Source organism: Serratia sp. NPDC078593, assembly GCF_050268245.1.
GTDB lineage: Bacteria > Pseudomonadota > Gammaproteobacteria > Enterobacterales > Enterobacteriaceae > JBNNGK01.
In genome coordinates, this window is record NZ_JBNNGK010000010.1 from 148,900 (window position 1) to 171,648 (window position 22,749).

Genomic DNA, 22,749 nt, shown 5'->3' on the forward strand with positions numbered 1-22,749 from the left:
TTACGATTTATTTATCGTTAACGGTGATTTAGGTTTGCCCTTGATTGGTTTTTTATGCATATTTTGTGATTATAATTTCACTTAATAATCCTGTCAGAAACCGATAGCGCTCAGGGTGGGCCGATAATGACCGAAAAATACACCGTTAACCGTAGCACGTTTGATCAGGTGATTCTGCCTGTTTATGCACCAGCCCAGTTTGTTCCCGTTAAAGGTAAAGGGAGCCGCGTGTGGGACAGTCAAGGTAAAGAGTATATCGATTTCTCGGGTGGCATTGCGGTGACCGCGCTGGGGCATTGTCATCCGGCGTTGGTGGCAGCATTGCAGCAACAGGGAGAAACCCTGTGGCATACCAGTAACGTATTCACCAATGAACCGGCTTTGCGCTTGGCGGCCAAACTGGTCGACGCGACTTTTGCCGATCGTGTATTTTTTGCTAATTCGGGAGCTGAGGCTAACGAAGCCGCGTTCAAGTTAGCCCGCCATTACGCCATCACCCGCCACAGCCCTTACAAAACCAAAATTATCGCTTTCTACAATGCGTTCCACGGCCGCACGCTGTTTACCGTATCGGTTGGCGGGCAGGCGAAATATTCTGACGGTTTTGGGCCCAAACCGGCCGACATCGTGCATGTTCCCTTCAATGATCTGGCGGCGGTGAAGGCGGTAATGGATGATCAGACCTGCGCGGTGGTGATGGAGCCGATTCAAGGGGAGGGGGGCATCACACCGGCCGAAGCGCAATTCTTGCAGGGCGTACGCGAGCTATGTGACCAGCATCAGGCGTTATTAGTGTTTGATGAAGTGCAAAGCGGTATGGGTCGCAGTGGTAAACTATTTACCTATATGCATTACGGTGTGACGCCGGATATTTTAACCACCGCGAAAGCATTGGGCGGTGGCTTCCCGGTGAGTGCTATGTTGACCACCGAAGAGATTGCCTCGGTGATGCAGGTCGGTACGCATGGCACCACGTATGGCGGTAATCCGTTAGCCTGTGCGGTAGCCGAAGCCGCGTTAGACGTGATCAATACGCATGAGGTGTTGAGTGGCGTCGAACAACGTCATACGCTTTATGTCTCGGCTCTGACTGAGATCGGTAATAAATACGGGGTTTTCAGCGATATTCGCGGTATGGGGTTGCTGATTGGCGCAGAACTGACGGCGGCTTACCGTGGTATGGCTCGTGATTTCCTGAATGCCGCAGCTGCTCGGGGGGTGATGATTTTGAATGCTGGGCCAAATGTGATTCGCTTCGCCCCTTCATTGGTGGTCGCGCTGCAAGATATTGAAGAAGGTATGGCACGGTTTGAACGGGCAGTGCAGGATGTGGTGAAGGCAGGTTAATACCCTAAACGGTGTGTTATCAAACCCGAGCAGAGCGGATAATCTAACCCAAAGAGAAAACGGCGCGTGAGGCGCCGTTTTGAGCTTGATGACGAAGTCGTCTATGGCCCCCGAGATACCCGGGCCTAGCGTAGCGAGGGGTGCTCCGGTGGCTTACGCCACTACGACCCCACAGCCACGCTTTCCCTCATAACGAGCTTTGTCAGCAGTCTGAACCGGCGCGTGATGTGCCGTTTTTTACTGATTAGCGCGTGCCGTAAACGACAATGGTTTTGCCGTGTGCGGAAATCAGATTTTGATCTTCGAGCATTTTCAGAATACGGCCGACCGTTTCGCGTGAACAACCGACGATTTGGCCAATTTCCTGACGGGTAATTTTAATTTGCATGCCGTCTGGGTGAGTCATGGCATCCGGTTGTTTAGCCAGATTCAGCAAGGTTTGCGCAATGCGGCCGGTAACATCAAGGAAAGCGAGGTTACCCACTTTCTCTGAGGTGACTTGCAGACGGCTTGCCATCTGTGCCGACAGGCGCATTAAAATGTCAGGGTTAACCTGGATTAACTGACGGAATTTCTTATAAGAAATTTCAGCCACTTCACAGGCGCTTTTGGCCCTTACCCAGGCACTGCGCTCCTGACCTTCTTCAAATAATCCAAGCTCGCCGATGAAATCGCCCTGATTGAGATAGGACAGGATCATCTCTTTACCTTCTTCATCCTTGATGAGCACCGCTACGGAGCCTTTCACGATGTAGTAAAGCGTTTCGGCCTTTTCACCTTGGTGAATCAGCGTACTTTTTGATGGATATTTGTGGATATGGCAATGAGACAAGAACCATTCGAGAGTCGGGTCTGTTTGCGGTTTGCCGAGAACCATTCGCTATTATCCTCTGTTGTAATCTGCCTGTATCACAGGGGTCAGAGTTCCCTGTCAAACGAGTTAGGGCTGACGGTGAGTGACTGCCATTTAACCGTTTTGAGGCGTGCCGTAAAATACGCTATTGCCCTAGCATATTAACTTGCTGTGAGCGCTGCAAGCTACATTCTGTTAACATACCAAATTAGGCACCTTTCTGCGGGCATTTCCCTGAAAATCAGTGTCCAGCAAGAATTATTTCGGCTTTGTTTGTAGCACAGAGTGAGGCGGGTGTCTTGTGTTGTCTCGCTCACACATGACCGGCGTCAGGTTCCATTGCCAGTTTGCGTGTGAACGCGTAGTCTGATTTTAAGAAATTAACCGGAGTAATCAGAATGCAGGCAAGAGTAAAGTGGGTTGAGGGATTAACGTTTCTAGGTGAGTCGGCGTCTGGTCATCAGGTTCTGATGGATGGCAACGCAGGCGATAAGGCACCTAGCCCGATGGAAATGGTGTTGATGTCAGTCGGTGGTTGCAGTGCGATCGACGTGGTTTCGATCTTACAAAAAGGCCGCCATGCGGTGTGCGATTGCGAGGTCAAACTCAGTTCTGAACGTCGCGAAGAAGCCCCGCGGATATTTACCCACATTAACCTGCATTTTATCGTGAGTGGTAAAGGGCTGAGTGAGAAAGCGGTTGAGCGTGCGGTGGATCTTTCCGCTGAAAAATACTGTTCAGTGGCGCTGATGCTGGGGAAAGCCGCCGAGGTATCCCACAGCTTTGAGGTGCGTGACGTAGAGTAAGATCTCGGGCGCGGCGCTGGCGGTTCAACATGCGACTGCGCCCCAGGCATAGCCGAAGCGTTATTCGATTTTTTTCCCTTCCAGTAGCCGCTGTACCAGTGGCGCCATGATCAGCTCCATCGCCAGCCCCATTTTTCCGCCCGGCACGACCAGCGTATTGATATGTGAGATGAAGGAGCCTTGCAGCATCGCCAGCAGGTAAGGGAAATCAATATGATCCAATCCGCGGAAGTGAATCACGACAAAACTTTCATCCAGTGAAGGAATCGCTTTCGCGGCAAATGGGTTAGAAGTATCCACCGTGGGTACACGCTGGAAGTTGATATGCGTGCGAGAGAATTGTGGCGTGATGTAGTTGATGTAATCGTCCATGGATCGCACCACGGAATCCATCACGGCTTCACGAGAATGGCCGCGTTCACCGGTATCGCGGATCAGTTTCTGGATCCATTCAAGGTTGACGATAGGTACCACGCCGACGAGAAGGTCGACCTGTTTCGCGACGTCATGTTGCTCGGTGACCACGCCGCCATGCAGCCCTTCATAGAACAAAACATCGGTTGGCTCTGGTAAGGCTTCCCACGGCGTGAATGTCCCCGGCACTTGATTATAGGGTACCGCTTCATCGTAGGTATGTAGATACTTGCGTGAACGACCAGAGCCGTTTTGGCCATATTCGAGGAAGCTTTGTTCAAGTAGGCCAAAATCATTGGCTTCTGGGCCGAAATAGCTGATATGACGACCCAGATCGCGCGCCTTGCGGATCTCCGCATCCATTTCCGGGCGGGTATAACGGTGAAAGCTGTCCCCTTCCAACTGCGCGGCGCGGATATTCAACTGCTGGAATATTTTACGAAATGCCACGCTGGTGGTGGTGGTGCCGGCGCCGCTGGAGCCGGTTACTGCGATAACAGGATGTTTGGCGGACATAGGGTGTATTACTCCGTCTAAAATGCGCAAGTTATCAGTCATACGCTGCATCTTCAGGCGCGCGGCTTGGCGGCCGAGATAAACCAAGCCCCTATCGGTTTACGACTGCGTTGTCGTTATGTGACTCGGCGTTTGGAGAGCCGTTGATTTGTACGTCGATGCAGCTCGAATGCATTGGGTATAGCACATTGTTACCTGATTTTGGCCGTCAGTCATAGAACGGATTACATTTCTTCCTGGCCGGCGCGGAATTGGCCGCGCGGCATGATATTGATGGTTTCATGTAACTCCGACCAGACCAATAACACCTCGCCACTTTGTAGCTGGCGGCGAACATCATCTACTTTTTGTGCCAGGGAGCGCTCGTGCTCGCCATAATCCGTGCCTTCGCGCAGCACGAACGATTCGATCAGGTTGTTCAGTGTTTCACTGTCCAGGTCTTTCCAGGGAATAATCATGCATTCGGTTCCAAATAGGGGGGCAGCCAGGCAGGTATCCGGTGTTCCAGCCACATTTGCGGTTTTTTCAGTGAGCCGCCGACAAAGCCGACATGGCCGCCACATTCCGTGAGTTGATATTCGATGTTGTGCGGCAGGCTGGCGATGTCCGGGATCACGTCTGCTGTCATGAAGGGATCGTCTTTGGCGTGGATGATCAATAACGGCGTTTGAATTTTTGGCAGCAGCGGTAGCGCACTGCAACGGCGATAATAATCCGTGGCATCGCTAAAGCCGTGAATACGTGCGGTAATCACATCATCGAAGTCGCGGATGCGCTGTAGCCCTTTTAGCTGAGGTAGCTTTAACGGTAAAGAGCCCGGATAATGGAGAAGCTTGCGTGTGGCATTTTGCTTAAGCTGACCAAGAAGATAACGCTGGTAAACTCGGGAAAAGCCCTGTTCCATTCGCAGTGAGCAGGGTTCCAACATCAGTGGGGCGGAAACCACGACGGCCGCATCCACTAAGCGCGAGTTTTCTTGCTGCGCCAGATAGCATGCGAGCATATTGCCACCCAACGAGACACCGACCGCGGCGGTCGGTACCGCGCCGTAGTTATCACGTAGCCATTGCAGAAAGAAGTGGGCATCTTCGGTTTCACCAGAATGGTATATCCGCTGTTTACGATTGGGCACGCCGCTGCAGCCCCGAAAGTGCATGACCACGCCCAGCCAACCTTTCTCACGCCAGGCGTGGAGTTGGCCGTGTGCATAGGGGCTGTAAAAGTTGCCCTCTAAACCATGAAAAAGCACCACACGCGGCTTATCGCGCGCCAACCGTGGGTCTTCGCTCCAGGCGAGATCGATAAAATCACCGTCAGGTAATTCCAGACGTTGCCAGTGCGGTTTAAGCAACACGCGGCGGCGTACCAGCCGTGGCAGCAACGTTTGCAGGTGTGGATTACTGACCCCGGTTAGGGGGCGAAAGATTTCATACATAACGTGAATAAAATTCTTGTGAATGGCTATTGTCTGATCAATAGCGCACTGTTAGCTTCAATACCATTAGCTGACAATAATATACCCTAAATAATTCAGTTGCATTGCGGTGACCGCGACGTAGCCAATGCGCCAACATGCTAGTGGAAGGGTGGCGGGTATACTGCAAAAAGTGCATTTGGGTGAGGAGCACCCGCTACATGGAATTAAGCTTATTTCTTTCGATGTTAGGTTTTCTGTTTGTTGCAGCCATCACTCCAGGCCCGAATAATTTGCTATTAACCACCTCCGGCGCCAACTTTGGCTTTCTGCGCTCGCTGAGTCTGATGATTGGCATCATTCTTGGTATGCAAAGTATTTTGCTGTTGGTGGCGTTTGGCGTGGGCAGTTTGATTGTGGTTTATCCGTCGCTGCACTTGGCCCTAAAAATCCTTGGTAGCCTTTATTTGTTGTGGCTGGCCTGGAAAGTGGCGACCGCCAGTTATGAAAAGCTGAATACCGATGTCGCGCCACCGCAGCCGATTCGTTTGTATCAGGGCTGGTTGTTACAGTTCCTTAACCCGAAGGCATGGCTAATGGCGTTAGGTGCGGTAGCCAGTTTTAGCCTGACGGGCGAGCAATTTAACCATTCGATTATTGCTATTTCGGCGGGGCTTTCGGGCATGAATTTGGTGACTGGCTTGGTTTGGTTGGGATTTGGCACGTTAATTGGACGGCTGCTGCAAAGCAAGAAAGCATGGGTTATCTTTAACGTGTCTATGGGATTGTTGACGGCGGCGTGTGTGCTGCTGATCTGGCATTAAGGAATTGCAGATGACCAAAAATTATTTCCATGTTGATGCCTTTATTGGTGAGGGATTGCGCGGCAACCCTGCTGGTGTTTACATGATGAAACAGCCGCTGCCAACGGCGCAGATGCAGGCCATCGCGCATGAGCTGAACCTGCCGGAAACCAGCTTCATTTGGGAAGATGGCGACATGGCGGCGATTCGCTGGTTTACGCCGCAGCGAGAGGTGGATTTGTGCGGGCACGGTACGCTCGCGGCCGCTTACGTTATGTTTAACGTGGTTAATCCGGCATTGAGTGATATTCGCTTGCGCTCTGCCAGTGGTGAGCTGTATGTCAAGCGTGATGCCACAGACCGTCAGCGTTTGATTCTCGATTTCCCTACGCGCGCGCCGCAACGCGTCGCAGAACCGGCGTTTTTAGCCGCGCAGTTGGGAGCGCAGCCGCAGGAAGTATGGCAATCCGCAGCCATGCTGGTGGTCTTGGCAAATGAGGCGCAGGTTAAGGCGTTACAACCGGATATACCGGCATTAGTTGCCGCGACCGGTCGTGGGGTGATTGTCACTGCACCGGGTGATGAGGTGGATTTTGTTTCTCGTTATTTTACGCTCGACGGTGGCGAAGATCCGGTGACCGGTTCTGCTCACTGCACTTTGATGCCGTATTGGGTCGCGCGGCTGGGGCGTCATACGTTACGTGCCAGACAAATCTCGTCGCGTGGTGGTGAGCTGTTTTGCGAATTGAAGGGCGAACGCACCCTGCTTGGCGGCTATGCCAGGATCTTTTTACACGGGGAAATTCAGGGGTGAATGTCCGCAGCACCCACGGTGCTGCGGCGTGAGGGTTACTTGAGGCCGTCGGTTTTGAGCAGGCTATCGAGTAAACTCAGGTCGGATTTGTATGCCAGCGTGTCATTTTCCAGCAGCTGCGCGTGCTTTTGTTTGAAGGCCGAGTGCAGCGAACGTAGGCTTTCCAAGCCTTGGTTATTGATGCTGCCGGAAGCGCCGTGAATATCCAATTGGCTGGCAAGCTTATAGCCTTCATTCAATAACCTAAGCGTGTAGGGCAGGTAGCGCTTGAGAAACTCGCTGCCCGGTTTAATGTCATTAGGGTCCTGTACTACGCACTGTTGTATCAGCCGTGCATATTTGACGATGCCATTCAGTTCAGTTCGCATGGGTTTGTCAAGCGTAGGATAGTTCTCCAAGCTGACGATAATTGACTCTCCTTCTGTGTTGAGCCAGCTCTCTTCCCCTGCATTTTCTTGGCTGCCGGCGTTTGCTGCGGACGTATGTTTTTCAGCGCTGTTCCTCTGGCGAGGTTCAGGCTTGCTTGCATCGGCGATCATTTTGGCGATCCTTTGTGACAGCGGCAGACTACGGTAGGCGGAAAGCATAAACAACGCCGCGAAGAGGCAGAGGTAGCCGTAGTGATGGATATCTTCATACACCAGATTGTAATTAGATAACATTAGCAGCCATAACAGCAGGTACCACAGGTGTATCCAGCCTAGTGTTTTCCGTTGCGCTAGCAGATATAGCATGAAAAACATGGATGAGGCCCAAACGCCTGCGGCGACCGTATCTCCGATGCATACCCAGCAAAGGCCAGCCAGTAGCCCCCATGCCAAGCTGCGTTGATCGTAAAGGAATCCGCGGAAAAGCAGTACCAAACTCATCCAACAGAAGATGCTGGGGTCGTATTTAGTGGCCTCCTCGGGAGTCAGGCCAGCTTGCAGAGCCGCGAGGTCGGGTGAGCCTACGCGGGTGGCAAGTTGAATATAACAGCCCACGACGATCGTCAGGGCAAATTGTATGCCGAATGTATACCAGCGGCTGTTTTCGTAGCGTTCGCGAAAGCCAGAAACATTAATCAGAGTCATAGGCAGAGATCGTTGGAATCCGTGAGTGGTAAAAAGCGTTCAACATCATCTTAAACGCCGGTTATACGTTGGCCGTCGGGCGCTGGTCTGCCGCAATCGCCGCGAGGTGGTTGCGCAGTTCTTGTTCCATAGTCGTCAACTCTTTTTCTACCTCAGTGCGGCGTGCTCTGGCTTCACTGGCGATCGTCACCGTATCCTCAATGGTACTGAGTAAGCGGTTTTGTACATCGCGTAACGTTTCGATATCGACGATTGAGCGTTCGACTTCGCGGGCGGTTTCTAAGGTGCCGGTTTGCAGCAGTTCAGCATTGCGGCGCAGCATATCATTCGTGGTGTCTGCCACATCTTTTTGTAATTTTGCCGCTTGACGCTGGGAGTTCAGCGAGAGTGCCAGAACAATCTGGCTCTTCCAGATAGGGATAGTCGTCAGAATGCTGCTTTGGATTTTTTCTGCCAACGACTGGCTATTGCTCTGCATCAGGCGGATCTGTGGCGCGGTCTGAACGGCAATGGTACGTGACATCATCAGATCATGCAGGCGACGCTCAAAGCGCTGGATGCCTTCGATCAGGTCGCGTACGTATTGGGCATCCATAGCATCAGTAGAACGGTTAGCTTGTGACTGAGCTTGAGCGAGTTCTTGGTCTTGCACCTGAGCTAACTTCTGCTTACCGGCAATGACATGCAGGTTAATCTGCTGGAAAAATTCGCGGTTGCGGACAAAGAGTTGTTCCAGTGTGGCGATATTACGCAACAGCTCCACCATGGTGTGTTCAAGTCGCTTGCTGATGGTATCGACTTGCTGAGCCAGCGTTTGGTATTCCGCCATTGTGCGCTCAACTTTGTTGAACAGTTTTCCCAGTAAAGGAATTGAGGCCAGCAGTCCTTTCTTTTCGCCAAAGGCGGCCAAATCGACGGCTTTAACTTTTCCCAACAAATCGGTTAGCTGTTCGCCAATCATGCCGGCATCTTTCGCTTTGACCTCCTGCATGAGCGCTTCGGAAAAGCGAGAAATGCTGTTCATGGTTTTCGCACCGTAGGAGATGGACAATACCGGATCGGTGATATCGATTTGATTAATCAGGCGCGCGACCTCTTCTTGCTCTTGTGGGCTAAGGCGCTCCTCTTCAACGGCGGGTAGCGTGTGAGCGACGGCGTTAGATGCGTGATGGGCGGTTTGCTGTGGTAAGAAAGCAGGGGAGGTGTTCGTCACTAAAAGATTTCCTTATACGAAATGGCGTCACGTATTGTGATAGTGGAATCGTGGCGGCGCGCGTTTAAGCATTATTTTCAGATAATATTACCTTGCACTTTGTAGGGAAGCCAGAAAGGTAGCGGATTTACCTGGGATTAATGGCGGCATGGGTATTTAACCGCCAGCCCGATTGACCCGGGGCAGCCCACATCCTTTGTGGATGTGGGTTTATTGACGATTGGCGCGGCGGCCTGACGCTGTGCAACCGCCCCACCTTTCTGTGATAAATTAGTTATCTGCGGCAAATTGTTGGGTGAGTTGTTCCAACTGTTCTTGCGCATCCAACCACGTCATTTCCGTTTCCTCTAACGCTGCTTTAGCCTGGCTTTGCTGCTGTAAACACTCGGTCAGTTCGGCTTTGCGACTGATGTCGTATAGCGTCGAATCCGCCAGCTTTTCCTCCACCTTTGCCAGTTCGCCAACCAGTTTTTCCATCTGCTGTTCCAGCTTGAGGATCTGCTTGCGCAGTGGCTGAGTGTGCGTGCGGAATTCTGCTTCACGCCGTTTCTGGTCTTTACGCGCTTGTGCGCTGTTGCCGCTGTCCTGCTTGGGTGCTGCGTCTTGCTGTGCCTGCTGCTTCTGCAAATCGCTTAGCCATTGTTGATAATCGTCCAGATCGCCATCGAACGGTTCGACCTGTCCATCATGAACCAGATACAGATCGTCGGTGGTTGAGCGGAGCAGGTGACGGTCGTGCGAAACCACCACCAGAGCGCCTTCGAAATCGATCAGCGCTTCGGTGAGCGCTTGACGCATATCCAAATCCAAGTGGTTAGTAGGTTCATCAAGCAGCAGCAGATTTGGGCGTTGCCAGACGATCAGCGCCAGCACCAGCCGCGCTTTTTCGCCGCCGGAGAAACGTTCGGTGGCTTCGGTCACTTTATCGCCTTGGAAACCGAAACCGCCTAGATAATCACGCAGTTGTTGCTCGAGTACGCGTGGCGCGATGCGGCTCAGGTGTTGTAGCGGTGATTCTTCTGCGCGTAGGAACTCTAACTGATGCTGGGCGAAGTAACCCAGCTTGATACCTTTAGCCAAGCCGACTTCACCGCTCAGGGGTTCCAACGTGCCAGCCAGCAGTTTGATCAGCGTGGATTTACCGGCGCCGTTGCGCCCTAGCAGACCAATGCGTGAGCCCGGCACCAGATTCAGCTTGATGGATTGCAGAATGATTTTATCGCCATAACCGGCGCTAACCTTCTCCATTCTCAACAACGGATTTGGCAAGCTTTCGGGTTCACGGAAGCTGAAGCTAAAGGGGTTATCGACGTGTGCTGGCGCAATCAGCTCCATACGCTCCAACATCTTGATGCGGCTTTGCGCCTGCTTGGCTTTGGATGCCTTGGCTTTAAAACGGTCGATAAAGCTTTGCAGATGTGCCACTTTTTCTTGCTGGTTTTGATACAGCGACTGTTGCTGCGCCAGCTTGGTCGCGCGTTGACGTTCGAACGAAGAGTAGTTGCCGGTGTATTCGTAAATGGTTTGTTGCTCAATGTGCAGGATCTTATCGACGATCGGATCGAGAAAATCACGGTCGTGCGAAATCAGCACCAATGTGCCCGGATAGCTTTTCAGCCAGCGCTCAAGCCAGATCACTGCGTCTAAATCCAGGTGGTTGGTCGGTTCATCCAGTAGCAATAAATCGGAACGACAGAGTAGCGCTTGCGCCAGATTGAGACGCATACGCCAGCCACCAGAAAAGGCGCGCACCGGGCTTTGCAACTGTTCATTAGAAAAGCCTAAACCGTGTAACAGGCTGGAGGCGCGAGCGCGAACCGTCCAGGCGTCGATAGCGTCGAGCTTACCGTGCAGCGTGGCAATGGCATGACCATCATCACGATCGTTGGCCAATTGCAGTTCGGCTTCGAGTTGGCGGAACTCGCGGTCGCCATCGATAACATACTCTAGCGCTGGAACATCAAGCGCCGGTGTTTCCTGGTTAACCCAGGCCAGCGCCCAGTTGCTAGGAAAGGTGTAATTGCCACCGTCTGCGGCCAGTTCGCCCTTGAGTAACGCCAGTAGGGTAGATTTACCACACCCGTTTTTGCCCACCAGGCCGACCTTTTGACCTGGATTAACCGTCGCCGTAGCGTTGTCCAGCAAGACACGGGTGCCGCGTCGAATTTGTAGCGAGGAGAATACAATCATAAAGCGCCGTTTGTTATGTGTCGTCCGTTTACTTCGAGCCGTTGTCGCTTCGAAGCCACTCGAATAATGTAGGAGATATGTTAAATTATCATCAACGTAACAGACCGCAGTGCGCGTGCTGTTTTAATCTTTGCTCTGCATGGTAACGGAAAACCGCTACCCTGACGACGCTTTGGAGGGGAATGATGTCGCAGCCGCCCAAGGTTTTGCTGCTGTATGCCCATCCGGAATCTCATGACTCGGTCGCCAATCGGGTTTTGCTCAAACCGGCGCAGCAGATGAACCATATCACCGTGCACGATTTATACGCGCACTACCCGGATTTTTTTATTGATATTCACCACGAACAACAACTGCTGCGTGAGCATCAGGTGATTGTTTTTCAGCACCCGTTATACACCTACAGTTGCCCGGCATTGTTGAAAGAGTGGTTTGACCGGGTGCTGTCGCGTGGCTTTGCCAGTGGTGTTGGCGGTAATGCGCTGGCGGGAAAGTATTGGCGCTCGGTGATCACCACCGGGGAGCCTGAGGGCGCGTACCGCATTGGCGGTTATAACCGTTATCCGATGGAAGCTATTTTGCGCCCGTTCGAACTGACCGCCGCTATGTGCAGTATGCACTGGCTTACACCTATTATCATTTATTGGGCGCGTCGCCAGAAACCGGATGTATTAGGCAGCCATGCGGATGCTTACGCGGATTGGTTGCGTCATCCGATTCCTCTGCGGGGAACATAACAATGGAAAGCTCAACGCTATTGACCGCCGTGTTGTTGTTTTTGTTTGCCGCTGTCGTGACGGTACCGATTGCCCGCCGTTTGGGCATCGGTGCGGTTTTGGGATATTTGATAGCGGGTATTGCCATCGGCCCCTGGGGTTTGGGGTTGATACGTGATGTGGATGAGATTCTGCACTTCTCTGAGCTGGGTGTGGTTTTTCTGATGTTTATCATTGGGCTGGAGCTTAACCCGTCCAAATTGTGGGCATTGCGGCGTTCTATCTTTGGTGTGGGGGCGGGGCAAGTGCTTATTACCGCCGCGGTATTAGGCGCGTTGTTGTATCTGAGCCATTTTGCCTGGCAGGCCGCGGTCATTGGCGGCATTGGATTAGCGATGTCGTCCACCGCGATGGCGTTACAATTGATGCGTGAAAAGGGTATGAATCGCAATGAGGGTGGCCAGCTTGGTTTCTCGGTGTTGTTATTCCAAGATATGGCAGTGATCCCGGCGTTGGCGTTGATTCCTCTTTTGGCAGAAGGCGCTGGAACCAGCGACGACTGGGCGCAGATCGGCTATAAAGTCGCGGCGTTCGGCGGCATGTTAGTCGGTGGGCGCTTCCTGCTGCGGCCGCTTTTTCGCTACATTGCCGCGTCTGGCGTACGTGAGATCTTTACCGCGGCATCGCTGTTGGTGGTGTTAGGTGCCGCGCTGTTTATGGATTTGCTGGGGTTGTCGATGGCGCTCGGGACTTTTATTGCGGGCGTGTTGTTGGCGGAGAGCGAGTATCGTCATGAGCTGGAAATTGCCATTGAGCCGTTTAAGGGCTTGCTGTTAGGGCTGTTCTTTATATCGGTCGGTATGGCGTTGAATATTGGCGTGCTCTACACCCACTTAGCTACGGTGCTGATTGGCGTCGTATTGCTCGTGGCGATCAAGTCTGGCGTGTTGTATGCGCTGGCGCGCATTTTCGGGCTGCGGCGTTCGGTACGCTTACAGTTTGCCGGTGTGCTGAGCCAAGGTGGTGAGTTTGCCTTTGTGCTGTTTTCGGCGGCCGCGGCGCAAAAGGTGTTGAGCAACGATCAGTTGGCGCTGTTATTAGTGATCGTGACGTTGTCGATGATGACGACGCCGCTGCTGATGCAAATGATTGATCGGGTGCTGGCGCGTCGTTACAACGCTAAAGATGAGGACGAAGAAACGCCGTTTGTTGAGGATGATGAGCCGCAGGTGATTATTGTCGGTTTTGGGCGTTTTGGTCAGGTGATTGGCCGCTTGCTGATGGCAAACAAGATGCGCATTACCGTATTGGAGCGCGATGTCAGCGCGGTGGGTGTGTTGCGCCGCTACGGTTATAAAGTGTATTACGGTGATGCTACCGAGCTGGAGCTGTTACGCGCGGCCGGGGCGGAGAAGGCCAAATCGATTGTGATTACTTGCAATGAACCGGAAGACACCTTAGCCGTTGTTCATCTTTGCCAGCAGCATTTCCCGCATCTTGCCATTTTGGCCCGTGCACGTGGCCGTGTCGAGGCGCATGAACTGTTGCAGGCGGGGGTGAAGGATTTCAGTCGCGAGACGTTTTCCAGTGCATTAGAGTTGGGGCGTAAGACGTTGATGACATTGGGGATGCACCCACATCAGGCTTTTCGTTCCCAGCAGCATTTTCGCCGGTTGGATATGCGCATGTTGCGAGAATTGATGCCACCGCATCAGGGGGATGTGGCGCAGATTTCTCGAGTGAAAGAAGCGCGGCGCGAGTTGGAAGAATTGTTCCATCGTGAAATGCAAAAAGAAAGTCGCCAATTTGATGGCTGGGACGAATATGAATAGGAGTAATAGCATGTCTGCAACGCGTAAGCGATTTATCGCGGGGGCGGTTTGCCCAAGCTGTAATGCGATGGATACGCTGGCAGTGTGGCGCGAAGATCGTGTCGAAGTCGTGGAGTGCGTCAAGTGTGGCCATCATCAGCGACAAACGGAGCAACAGGTGGAAAAACATGTACGGCCGCAGGAACAGGTCATTGGCATTTTCCAGCCAGAGTAGCGTTATCTGATGTGATTTTTTATGCTGGAGGGTACAGCGCTGCAGATTTCCGTTACAATCTGCACGGTAAGGTTGTGTCCGTACGGTACTTAGGTGCCACAAGGGGGCAGCTTAAAGTATCCAACGGTAGGAGATATCATGAAAGTAGTAAAAGACTCGGTAGTCAGCCTGGCTTACCAAGTACGTACAGAAGACGGTGTTTTAGTTGATGAGTCTCCGGTGAGTGCACCGCTGGACTATCTGCACGGGCATGGTTCTCTGATCGCAGGTTTGGAGAAGGCGCTTGAAGGCCGTGAAGCGGGCGATCGCTTCGACGTGAATGTCGGCGCTAACGAAGCTTACGGTCAGTACGATGAAAACTTGGTGCAGCGTGTACCAAAAGACGTTTTCATGGGCGTTGACGAACTGCAAGTCGGTATGCGTTTCCTGGCTGATACCGATCAGGGGCCTGTTCCCGTTGAAATTACCGAAGTGGACGGCGATCACGTTGTGGTTGACGGCAACCATATGCTGGCGGGCCAGAACCTGAACTTCAACGTAGAAGTGGTCGCGATTCGTGAAGCGACCGCGGAAGAACTGGCTCACGGCCATGTTCACGGCGAGCACGATCATCACCACGAACACGGTGAGGGCTGCTGCGGCGGTCACGACCACGAGCACGACCATGATCACGGCAAGAAAGGTGGTTGCGGTAACGGCGGTTGTGGCTGCCACTAAGCGCCAGTCACGGTTAGAAAAAGGTCGCCTCGGCGGCCTTTTTTACTGATGGCCGCCGCGTTTTGCCGCCAATCAGTAGTGCGGCGGTGGCGTTTCTTCCGATTGCGACGCAATCATGGAGGTCTGCGTGGCGCGTAGTTTATCGGTCAACATATGCAGATGCTCGCGTAATTTTAATAACTCGAGCTGGTGCTGAACCACTGTCTGATTCAACTCCTCAATAGTTACTTCCTGAAAAGCCTGACGGCTTTCCAATTCTTCCAGCCGCTTTAACAGGCTTAGGTTGTCGGCGTTTTGCATAGTGCTACCTCTGACGCGGTTAAATCCCGATGGCAAACGTTATGGTAACAGGTGACGCTGACTTTGCGTTGCGCTATTTCGTCGTCTTCCGCCTAGGGTAGAGCTGAAATAGACCCGAAGTGGTGTAAAACTCGGTAAAAAGGGGTGCAAAGGTCGATTTTTGTATGCCATGGTAGACTTCTTTAGCACGAAAAGTCTGATTTATCATGATGGTAATAGATCAAAGGAAACTTCTCTCTTAATGTGGAGTCACACTTTGACTCGATTGGTTACCTGTGCGACTGTTTTGTTTGCTTTCAGCCAGCTATAGTAGCCCGGTTTTCTTACTTAATGATTGTTTGGGGCACCGCTTCAGACACTGGAGAAATGGATGAAATCTTTGTTTAAAGTCACGCTTCTGGCAACCACCATGGCTTTTGCCTTGAATGCGACTCAGGTTATGGCCGCTGATGCGGCAAAGCCGGCTGACGCGGCAAAACCTGCCGCAGCACCAAGCACGGGCAAGTTCAAGAGCGATGACGAGAAAGTGGCCTATGCACTGGGCGCATCGTTGGGTCGTTACATGGACAACTCGTTGAAAGAGCAGGAAAAACTAGGTATCAAATTGGATAAAGATCAATTGATCGCCGGTGTTCAAGACTCTTTCGCTAACAAGAGCAAGTTAAACGACGATGACATTGAAAAAACCTTGCAGAGCTTTGAAGCACGTGTGAAAGCCTCCGCTCAGGAAAAAATGGAGCAGGACGCAAAAGACAACGAGGCGAAAGGCGCGAAATACCGTGATACTTTCGCTAAAGAAAAAGGCGTGAAGAAAACGGAATCGGGTTTGCTGTATCAGGTAGAGAAGCCGGGTACGGGTGACGCGCCAAAAGATAGTGACACTGTGGTGGTGAATTACAAAGGTACGCTGACGGATGGTACTGAGTTTGATAATTCTTATACCCGTGGCGAGCCGTTGTCATTCCGTCTGGACGGCGTGATTCCGGGTTGGACTGAAGGCCTGAAACAAATTAAGAAAGGCGGCAAAATCAAGCTGGTGATCCCGCCGGCGCTGGCTTACGGTAAAACGGGCGTTCCGGGCATCCCGGCTAACTCCACGCTGGTATTTGACGTTGAGCTGCTGGATATCAAAGCGGCACCAAAAGCCGAAGCTAAATCAGAGAAGCCTGCGGCTGCAGACGCTAAAGCCAAATAAGTTCATTTTGTGTTTATCCGCCGCGTTCTCGCGGCGGATATCCTTTCACCACATCGATAGAAACTATCCCAACTTTTCCTCCCACCTCTTACGGATTACTTGACGCCTGCTGGGCATCGGGCTTAACGTCAATGCCACGCGCAAACGCAAGGAGTTGGTTATGGCTGTTTTTGCCAAACTAACGTTCAGACTAATCAGTCATGCGCCTGCCCCTTAGGGCGTGTACCTAAAACTGTTCCCGGCCGCCATGAGCCGTTTTAGCTGCGCCCCCTGGCACAGGCGATCTATGAGGGTGGTATCTTCGATGTCTAATTCGCTTTTATCCAGCGAGGCCAGCGAACTCGATTTGCTGAATGAGCGTCCGTTTAGCCAAACGGATTATGAAATTCTGAAGTCTTATGAAGCCGTGGTCGATGGTCTGGCGATGCTGATCGGCGGGCATTGCGAAATCGTGCTGCACTCGCTGGAGGATCTGAAGTGCTCTGCGGTGCGTATTGCCAATGGTGAACATACCGGGCGGCAAATTGGCTCGCCGATTACCGATCTGGCGTTGCGTATGTTGCATGATATGGCCGGTGACGACAGTAGCGTATCCAAAGCCTACTTTACTCGCGCGAAGAGCGGGGTGTTGATGAAGTCAGTCACCATTGCGATTCGCAACCGCGAGCAGCGGGTGATTGGCTTGTTGTGTATTAACATGAACTTGGATGTGCCGTTTTCACAAGTGATGCAAACATTTATGCCGCCGGAAACGCAAGAAGTACCTTCTTCGGTTAACTTTGCCTCTTCCGTTGATGACCTGGTTGCGCAGACGTTGGAGTTCACTATTGAAGAGGTGAATGCCGATCGCAGTGTGTCAAATAACGCGAAAAATCGGCAAGTGGTGCTCAACCTGTATGAAAAGGGTATTTTTGATATAAAAGACGCCATCAATCAGGTAGCCGAACGCTTGAATATCTCTAAACACACCGTGTATCTGTATATTCGCCAGTTTAAAAACGGTGATTTATTGGGAACCGAACGTTGAAACTGACTTATTGCCTGTTGGTAACCGGCCCTGCGTATGGCTCCCAACAGGCCAGCAGCGCGTATCAATTCGCTCAGGCGTTATTGGCGGCGGGGCATCGGTTGGATAGCGTGTTTTTCTATCGTGAAGGTGTGTCGAATGCTAACCAATTGACGTCGCCCGCCAGTGACGAATTCGACTTGGTACGTGCGTGGGTGGCATTGGCGCAACAGCATGATATTGCGCTTAACGTCTGTGTGGCGGCGGCACTACGCCGTGGCGTGACGGATGAGCAAGAGGCGCAGCAGCAAAATTTGTCAGCGGCTAACTTGCAGTCGGGGTTTACCCTGAGTGGGTTGGGGGCTTTCGCGGAAGCCGCGCTCAGTTGCGATCGCATGCTGCAATTTTAAGAGAGCATAATGAAACGAGTTGCATTTGTTTTCACTCAAGGGCCGCATGGCAGCGCTAGCGGCCGTGAAGGTTTGGATGCCTTGCTGGCAACCTCCGCATTGAGCGAAGATCTCGGCGTATTTTTTATCGGGGATGGGGTATTGCAATTGCTGCCTGGTCAACAGCCGGAGAAAATCTTGGCACGCAATTACATTGCTACCTTCGGCGTATTACCGTTGTACGATGTTGAACAGTGTTACCTGTGTGCCGCTTCGCTACAGGAACGTGGGCTATCCCAGGTTGAAAACTGGGTACTGGACGCCGAAACCTTAGCGCCGAAGGCCTTGCGTGAACGGCTCGCCAATTATGACGTGGTGCTGACTTTCTAGGAATTTGTGATGCTGTTTACCCTGAGTCATTCCCCTCTTCAGTGCGATCTGCCGGCTTTATTGCGTTTGGCAGCGCCGGGTGATGCGATACTGTTACTGCAAGATGGTGTACTGGCTGCGTTATCCGGCTGTGCCGCTCTTGATTTGTTGCTTGATGCCCCCTTATCGCTCTACGTTTTACAAGACGATGTGGTAGCGCGCGGCCTGTCTGGTTGTATTTCACACAATCTTACTGTCATCGACTATAATCAATTCGTTGAATTAACCGAAAATCATCATAGCCAAATGGCATGGTAACAACACTGATGTTGTATATTTCTTGACACCTTAACCACTCAGCCATAAAATTCTGCGTCCTCGTACTTTGCCAGTAGTGCATGCGAGGGGATTTATCACATGTTTACGAAGCAAGAAACGAAGCACAAACCAGGAGCTTTTTGAATGGCAACGATTAACCAGCTGGTACGCAAACCACGCTCTGTGAAGGCTGCTAAAAGCAACGTTCCAGCGCTGGAAGCCTGCCCGCAAAAACGTGGTGTATGTACCCGCGTATATACTACTACCCCGAAGAAACCAAACTCCGCACTGCGTAAAGTTTGCCGTGTGCGTTTGACTAACGGTTTTGAAGTGACTTCCTACATCGGTGGTGAAGGTCACAACCTGCAGGAGCACTCCGTGATCCTGATCCGTGGCGGTCGTGTAAAAGACTTGCCAGGTGTGCGTTATCACACCGTTCGCGGCGCACTTGACTGCTCCGGTGTTAAAGACCGTAAGCAAGCTCGTTCCAAGTACGGCGTGAAGAAGCCAAAGGCTTAATGGTTCTCCGTTAAGTAAGGCCAAACATTTTCACTTTAATGTCAAAATAAACTCGTAGAGTTTTGGACAATCCTGAATTAACAACGGAGTATTTCCATGCCACGTCGTCGCGTTATTGGTCAACGTAAAATCCTGCCGGATCCTAAGTTCGGATCCGAGCTGCTGGCTAAATTTGTAAATATCCTGATGGTAGATGGTAAAAAATCTACTGCAGAAGCAATCGTCTATACCGCGCTGGAGACCCTGGCTCAGCGTTCTGGTAAAGATCACCTGGAAGCTTTCGAAGTAGCTCTGGACAACGTGCGCCCGACTGTCGAAGTTAAGTCTCGCCGCGTTGGTGGTTCTACTTATCAGGTACCAGTTGAAGTTCGTCCGGTTCGTCGTAATGCTCTGGCAATGCGTTGGATCGTTGATGCTGCTCGTAAACGTGGTGATAAATCCATGGCTCTGCGCCTGGCGAACGAGCTGTCTGACGCAGCAGAGAACAAAGGTTCTGCTGTTAAGAAGCGTGAAGACGTTCACCGTATGGCCGAAGCCAACAAGGCGTTCGCCCACTACCGCTGGTAATTACCACGCGTAGTTATGCTAACCAAGCGGGCGCTTCAATAAGTCAGCCCGCTTGGCTTAACTGAATGAACGCCCTAGGCAATAGAGGAATCAAATGGCTCGTACAACACCCATTGAGCGCTACCGTAACATCGGAATCAGCGCACACATTGACGCCGGTAAAACCACCACTACCGAACGTATTCTGTTCTACACCGGTGTAAACCACAAACTCGGTGAAGTTCATGACGGCGCAGCTACCATGGACTGGATGGAGCAGGAGCAGGAGCGTGGTATCACTATTACCTCTGCTGCGACTACTGCATTTTGGTCAGGTATGGCTAAGCAGTATGAACCGCATCGCGTAAACATCATCGACACCCCAGGACACGTTGACTTCACCATCGAAGTAGAACGTTCCATGCGTGTTCTTGACGGTGCGGTAATGGTTTACTGTGCTGTTGGTGGTGTTCAGCCACAGTCTGAAACCGTATGGCGTCAGGCTAACAAATATAAAGTTCCACGCATCGCGTTCGTTAACAAAATGGACCGTATGGGTGCTAACTTCTTGAAAGTTGTAGGCCAGATTAAATCTCGCCTGGGTGCTAACCCGGTTCCTCTGCAGCTGGCAATCGGCGCAGAAGAGAAATTCACCGGTGTTGTTGACCTGGTGAAAATGAAAGCTATCAACTGGAACGAAGCTGATGCTGGTTTGACCTTCGAATACGAAGAGATCCCTGCAGACATGCAGGAACTGGCTGAAGAATGGCACCAGAATCTGATCGAATCTGCTGCTGAAGCTTCCGAAGAGCTGATGGAAAAATACTTGGGCGGCGAAGAGCTGACCGAGGAAGAAATCAAAGGTGCTCTGCGTCAGCGCGTGCTGAACAACGAAATCATCTTGGTCACCTGTGGTTCTGCGTTTAAGAACAAAGGTGTTCAGGCGATGCTGGATGCGGTAATCGATTACCTGCCATCACCAACTGACGTACCTGCCATCAACGGTATGTTGGACGACGGTAAAGACACCCCAGCCGAGCGTCACGCGAGTGATGAAGAGCCGTTTGCTGCATTGGCGTTCAAGATTGCTACCGACCCGTTCGTAGGTAACCTGACGTTCTTCCGCGTGTACTCCGGTATTGTTAACTCCGGTGATACCGTAGTGAACTCCGTGAAAGCTGCGCGTGAGCGTTTCGGCCGTATCGTTCAGATGCACGCTAACAAGCGTGAAGAGATCAAAGAAGTTCGCGCTGGTGACATCGCGGCGGCAATCGGTCTGAAAGACGTTACCACGGGTGATACCCTGTGCGATCCAGATCATGTGATCATTCTGGAGCGTATGGAGTTCCCTGAGCCGGTAATTTCCATCGCGGTTGAACCGAAAACCAAAGCTGACCAAGAAAAAATGGGTCTGGCTCTGGGTCGTTTGGCGAAAGAGGATCCATCATTCCGCGTATGGACTGATGAAGAATCTAACCAGACTATCATCGCGGGCATGGGCGAACTGCACCTCGATATCATCGTTGACCGTATGCGTCGTGAGTTCAACGTTGAAGCTAACGTGGGTAAACCACAGGTTGCTTACCGTGAAGCGATTCGCGCGAAAGTGACGGATATCGAAGGTAAACACGCCAAGCAATCTGGTGGTCGTGGTCAGTATGGTCATGTTGTTATCGACATGTACCCACTGGAGCCGGGCTCAAATCCGAAAGGTTACGAGTTCGTCAACGACATCAAAGGTGGTGTAATTCCAACAGAATACATCCCTGCCGTTGATAAAGGTTTGCAGGAGCAGCTGAAATCTGGCCCACTGGCTGGTTATCCGGTTGTTGATCTCGGTGTGCGTCTGCACTTCGGTTCTTACCACGACGTTGACTCCTCTGAGCTGGCGTTTAAACTGGCTGCCTCTATCGCCTTTAAAGATGGCTTTAAGAAAGCAAAACCAGTTCTGCTTGAGCCTATCATGAAGGTTGAAGTTGAAACGCCGGAAGAGAACACTGGTGACGTTATCGGTGACCTTAGCCGTCGTCGCGGCATGCTGCGCGGTCAAGAATCCAACGTTACTGGCGTTGTGATTCACGCTGAAGTTCCGTTGTCTGAAATGTTCGGGTACGCAACTCAACTGCGTTCTCTGACCAAAGGTCGTGCTTCTTACTCTATGGAGTTCCTGAAGTATGATGATGCTCCGAACAACGTTGCTCAGGCCGTAATCGAAGCCCGTGGTAAATAAGCCCAGGGTTTTACAATAATGATCCCATGCTCTCTCCTTGAGGGGAGAGCATAAGAGTAAGGAATATAGCCGTGTCTAAAGAAAAATTTGAACGTACAAAACCGCACGTTAACGTTGGTACTATCGGCCACGTTGACCACGGTAAAACTACCCTGACTGCAGCAATCACCACCGTTCTGGCTAAAACCTACGGCGGCGCTGCGCGCGCATTCGACCAGATCGATAACGCACCAGAAGAAAAAGCTCGTGGTATCACCATCAACACCTCTCACGTTGAATATGACACCCCGACTCGCCACTACGCGCACGTTGACTGCCCAGGGCACGCCGACTACGTGAAAAACATGATCACCGGTGCTGCACAGATGGACGGCGCTATCCTGGTTGTAGCTGCGACTGACGGCCCTATGCCTCAGACTCGTGAGCACATCCTGCTGGGTCGTCAGGTAGGCGTTCCTTACATCATCGTGTTCATGAACAAATGTGACATGGTTGATGATGAAGAGCTGCTGGAACTGGTTGAAATGGAAGTGCGTGAGCTGCTGTCTCAGTACGACTTCCCAGGCGACGACCTGCCGGTAATCCGTGGTTCAGCGCTGAAAGCACTGGAAGGCGAAGCCGAGTGGGAAGCGAAGATTGTAGAACTGGCAGAAGCGCTGGATTCTTACATCCCAGAACCAGAGCGTGCTGTAGACAAGCCGTTCCTGCTGCCAATCGAAGACGTGTTCTCCATCTCTGGTCGTGGTACCGTTGTTACCGGTCGTGTTGAGCGCGGTATCATCAAAGTTGGTGAAGAAGTTGAAATCGTAGGTATCAAAGACACCGTTAAGTCTACTTGTACTGGCGTAGAAATGTTCCGCAAACTGCTGGACGAAGGCCGTGCGGGTGAGAACGTTGGTGTTCTGCTGCGTGGTATCAAGCGTGAAGATATCGAACGTGGTCAGGTACTGGCTAA

At 51.9% G+C, this 22,749-nt stretch carries 25 protein-coding genes; 17 read left to right on the forward strand and 8 right to left on the reverse strand.

The window, feature by feature from the left end:
* Positions 1-126: 126 nt before the first annotated feature.
* Entirely contained in the window at positions 127-1,347 is a 1,221-nt protein-coding gene (gene argD / locus ACQKDS_RS13070) for a bifunctional acetylornithine/succinyldiaminopimelate transaminase (RefSeq protein ID WP_399671102.1), read from the forward strand.
* A gap of 244 nt (positions 1,348-1,591) precedes the next feature.
* Here argD and crp read toward each other — a convergent pair whose 3' ends face one another.
* Positions 1,592-2,224 (reverse strand): cAMP-activated global transcriptional regulator CRP, encoded by a 633-nt coding sequence (gene crp / locus ACQKDS_RS13075; protein ID WP_023489059.1) that lies wholly within the window; start codon positions 2,222-2,224, stop codon positions 1,592-1,594.
* 374 nt (positions 2,225-2,598) lie between these two features.
* On the opposite strand from crp, the gene ACQKDS_RS13080 reads away from it, so the two are divergent.
* Positions 2,599-3,006 (forward strand): OsmC family protein, encoded by a 408-nt coding sequence (locus tag ACQKDS_RS13080; RefSeq protein ID WP_399671106.1) that lies wholly within the window; start codon positions 2,599-2,601, stop codon positions 3,004-3,006.
* Positions 3,007-3,066: 60 nt separating this feature from the next.
* Here the strand turns inward: ACQKDS_RS13080 and ACQKDS_RS13085 are convergent, their stop codons facing one another.
* The 3 genes from ACQKDS_RS13085 to ACQKDS_RS13095 form a co-directional block, all read right to left on the reverse strand.
* Complete coding sequence (locus ACQKDS_RS13085; protein ID WP_399671108.1) at positions 3,067-3,936, reverse strand: phosphoribulokinase; 870 nt, start codon at positions 3,934-3,936, stop codon at positions 3,067-3,069.
* A gap of 224 nt (positions 3,937-4,160) precedes the next feature.
* Complete coding sequence (locus ACQKDS_RS13090) at positions 4,161-4,394, reverse strand: YheU family protein (protein ID WP_399671111.1); 234 nt, start codon at positions 4,392-4,394, stop codon at positions 4,161-4,163.
* Positions 4,391-5,371 carry a hydrolase gene (locus ACQKDS_RS13095; protein WP_399671114.1) on the reverse strand — a complete coding sequence of 327 codons (981 nt, stop codon included), beginning with the start codon at positions 5,369-5,371 and terminating at the stop codon, positions 4,391-4,393. Before ACQKDS_RS13095 ends, ACQKDS_RS13090 begins: the two co-directional genes overlap by 4 nt.
* Before the next feature lie 200 nt (positions 5,372-5,571).
* Here ACQKDS_RS13095 and ACQKDS_RS13100 point away from each other — a divergent pair, with 200 nt between their 5' ends.
* Positions 5,572-6,174, forward strand: a complete 603-nt coding sequence (locus ACQKDS_RS13100) for a LysE family translocator (protein WP_399671117.1) — start codon at positions 5,572-5,574, stop codon at positions 6,172-6,174.
* A gap of 10 nt (positions 6,175-6,184) precedes the next feature.
* On the forward strand, positions 6,185-6,967 hold the full coding sequence (locus ACQKDS_RS13105) for a PhzF family phenazine biosynthesis protein (RefSeq protein ID WP_399671119.1): 783 nt from the start codon (positions 6,185-6,187) through the stop codon (positions 6,965-6,967).
* Positions 6,968-7,002: 35 nt separating this feature from the next.
* Here the strand turns inward: ACQKDS_RS13105 and ACQKDS_RS13110 are convergent, their stop codons facing one another.
* The 3 genes from ACQKDS_RS13110 to ACQKDS_RS13120 form a co-directional block, all read right to left on the reverse strand.
* Positions 7,003-8,040 (reverse strand): hypothetical protein, encoded by a 1,038-nt coding sequence (locus ACQKDS_RS13110; protein WP_399671122.1) that lies wholly within the window; start codon positions 8,038-8,040, stop codon positions 7,003-7,005.
* 61 nt (positions 8,041-8,101) lie between these two features.
* Positions 8,102-9,253: a toxic anion resistance protein gene (locus tag ACQKDS_RS13115; RefSeq protein WP_399671125.1), complete on the reverse strand. Its 1,152-nt coding sequence runs from the start codon at positions 9,251-9,253 to the stop codon at positions 8,102-8,104.
* Between the two features lie 270 nt (positions 9,254-9,523).
* Positions 9,524-11,443, reverse strand: coding sequence for an ABC transporter ATP-binding protein (locus ACQKDS_RS13120; RefSeq protein WP_399671128.1), 1,920 nt, complete (start codon positions 11,441-11,443; stop codon positions 9,524-9,526).
* Positions 11,444-11,628: 185 nt separating this feature from the next.
* Here ACQKDS_RS13120 and kefG point away from each other — a divergent pair, with 185 nt between their 5' ends.
* The 4 genes from kefG to slyD all read left to right on the forward strand — a co-directional run bounded on the left by kefG (position 11,629) and on the right by slyD (position 14,922).
* The gene (gene kefG / locus ACQKDS_RS13125; RefSeq protein ID WP_399671188.1) at positions 11,629-12,180 is read left to right on the forward strand and encodes a glutathione-regulated potassium-efflux system ancillary protein KefG; all 552 of its coding nucleotides are present in this window, start codon (positions 11,629-11,631) and stop codon (positions 12,178-12,180) included.
* Between the two features lie 2 nt (positions 12,181-12,182).
* Positions 12,183-13,991, forward strand: a complete 1,809-nt coding sequence (gene kefB / locus ACQKDS_RS13130) for a glutathione-regulated potassium-efflux system protein KefB (protein ID WP_399671131.1) — start codon at positions 12,183-12,185, stop codon at positions 13,989-13,991.
* Positions 13,992-14,001: 10 nt separating this feature from the next.
* A complete protein-coding gene (locus ACQKDS_RS13135) occupies positions 14,002-14,205 on the forward strand; it encodes a YheV family putative zinc ribbon protein (protein ID WP_399671134.1) in 204 nt (67 codons plus the stop codon).
* A gap of 138 nt (positions 14,206-14,343) precedes the next feature.
* A complete protein-coding gene (slyD, locus tag ACQKDS_RS13140) occupies positions 14,344-14,922 on the forward strand; it encodes a peptidylprolyl isomerase (RefSeq protein WP_399671137.1) in 579 nt (192 codons plus the stop codon).
* A gap of 72 nt (positions 14,923-14,994) precedes the next feature.
* On the opposite strand, the gene ACQKDS_RS13145 is transcribed toward slyD, so the two are convergent.
* Positions 14,995-15,222: a SlyX family protein gene (locus ACQKDS_RS13145; protein WP_399671139.1), complete on the reverse strand. Its 228-nt coding sequence runs from the start codon at positions 15,220-15,222 to the stop codon at positions 14,995-14,997.
* Positions 15,223-15,592: 370 nt separating this feature from the next.
* Here ACQKDS_RS13145 and fkpA point away from each other — a divergent pair, with 370 nt between their 5' ends.
* From fkpA to tuf, 9 genes are all read left to right on the forward strand, one after another.
* Positions 15,593-16,417 (forward strand): FKBP-type peptidyl-prolyl cis-trans isomerase, encoded by an 825-nt coding sequence (gene fkpA / locus ACQKDS_RS13150; protein ID WP_399671142.1) that lies wholly within the window; start codon positions 15,593-15,595, stop codon positions 16,415-16,417.
* A 304-nt stretch (positions 16,418-16,721) separates the two neighbouring features.
* On the forward strand, positions 16,722-17,444 hold the full coding sequence (locus ACQKDS_RS13155) for a transcriptional regulator (protein ID WP_399671145.1): 723 nt from the start codon (positions 16,722-16,724) through the stop codon (positions 17,442-17,444).
* A 2-nt stretch (positions 17,445-17,446) separates the two neighbouring features.
* A complete protein-coding gene (gene tusD, locus ACQKDS_RS13160) occupies positions 17,447-17,833 on the forward strand; it encodes a sulfurtransferase complex subunit TusD (RefSeq protein ID WP_399671191.1) in 387 nt (128 codons plus the stop codon).
* Between the two features lie 9 nt (positions 17,834-17,842).
* On the forward strand, positions 17,843-18,202 hold the full coding sequence (gene tusC, locus ACQKDS_RS13165; protein WP_399671148.1) for a sulfurtransferase complex subunit TusC: 360 nt from the start codon (positions 17,843-17,845) through the stop codon (positions 18,200-18,202).
* Positions 18,203-18,211: 9 nt separating this feature from the next.
* Positions 18,212-18,499 carry a sulfurtransferase complex subunit TusB gene (gene tusB, locus ACQKDS_RS13170; protein ID WP_399671151.1) on the forward strand — a complete coding sequence of 96 codons (288 nt, stop codon included), beginning with the start codon at positions 18,212-18,214 and terminating at the stop codon, positions 18,497-18,499.
* A gap of 144 nt (positions 18,500-18,643) precedes the next feature.
* Entirely contained in the window at positions 18,644-19,018 is a 375-nt protein-coding gene (gene rpsL, locus ACQKDS_RS13175; protein WP_004930426.1) for a 30S ribosomal protein S12, read from the forward strand.
* A 96-nt stretch (positions 19,019-19,114) separates the two neighbouring features.
* Positions 19,115-19,585, forward strand: a complete 471-nt coding sequence (gene rpsG / locus ACQKDS_RS13180) for a 30S ribosomal protein S7 (protein ID WP_004956203.1) — start codon at positions 19,115-19,117, stop codon at positions 19,583-19,585.
* 94 nt (positions 19,586-19,679) lie between these two features.
* On the forward strand, positions 19,680-21,794 hold the full coding sequence (gene fusA, locus ACQKDS_RS13185; protein ID WP_399671154.1) for an elongation factor G: 2,115 nt from the start codon (positions 19,680-19,682) through the stop codon (positions 21,792-21,794).
* 71 nt (positions 21,795-21,865) lie between these two features.
* On the forward strand, positions 21,866-22,749 hold an 884-nt coding region (tuf, locus tag ACQKDS_RS13190), incomplete at its 3' end, for an elongation factor Tu (RefSeq protein ID WP_427673881.1).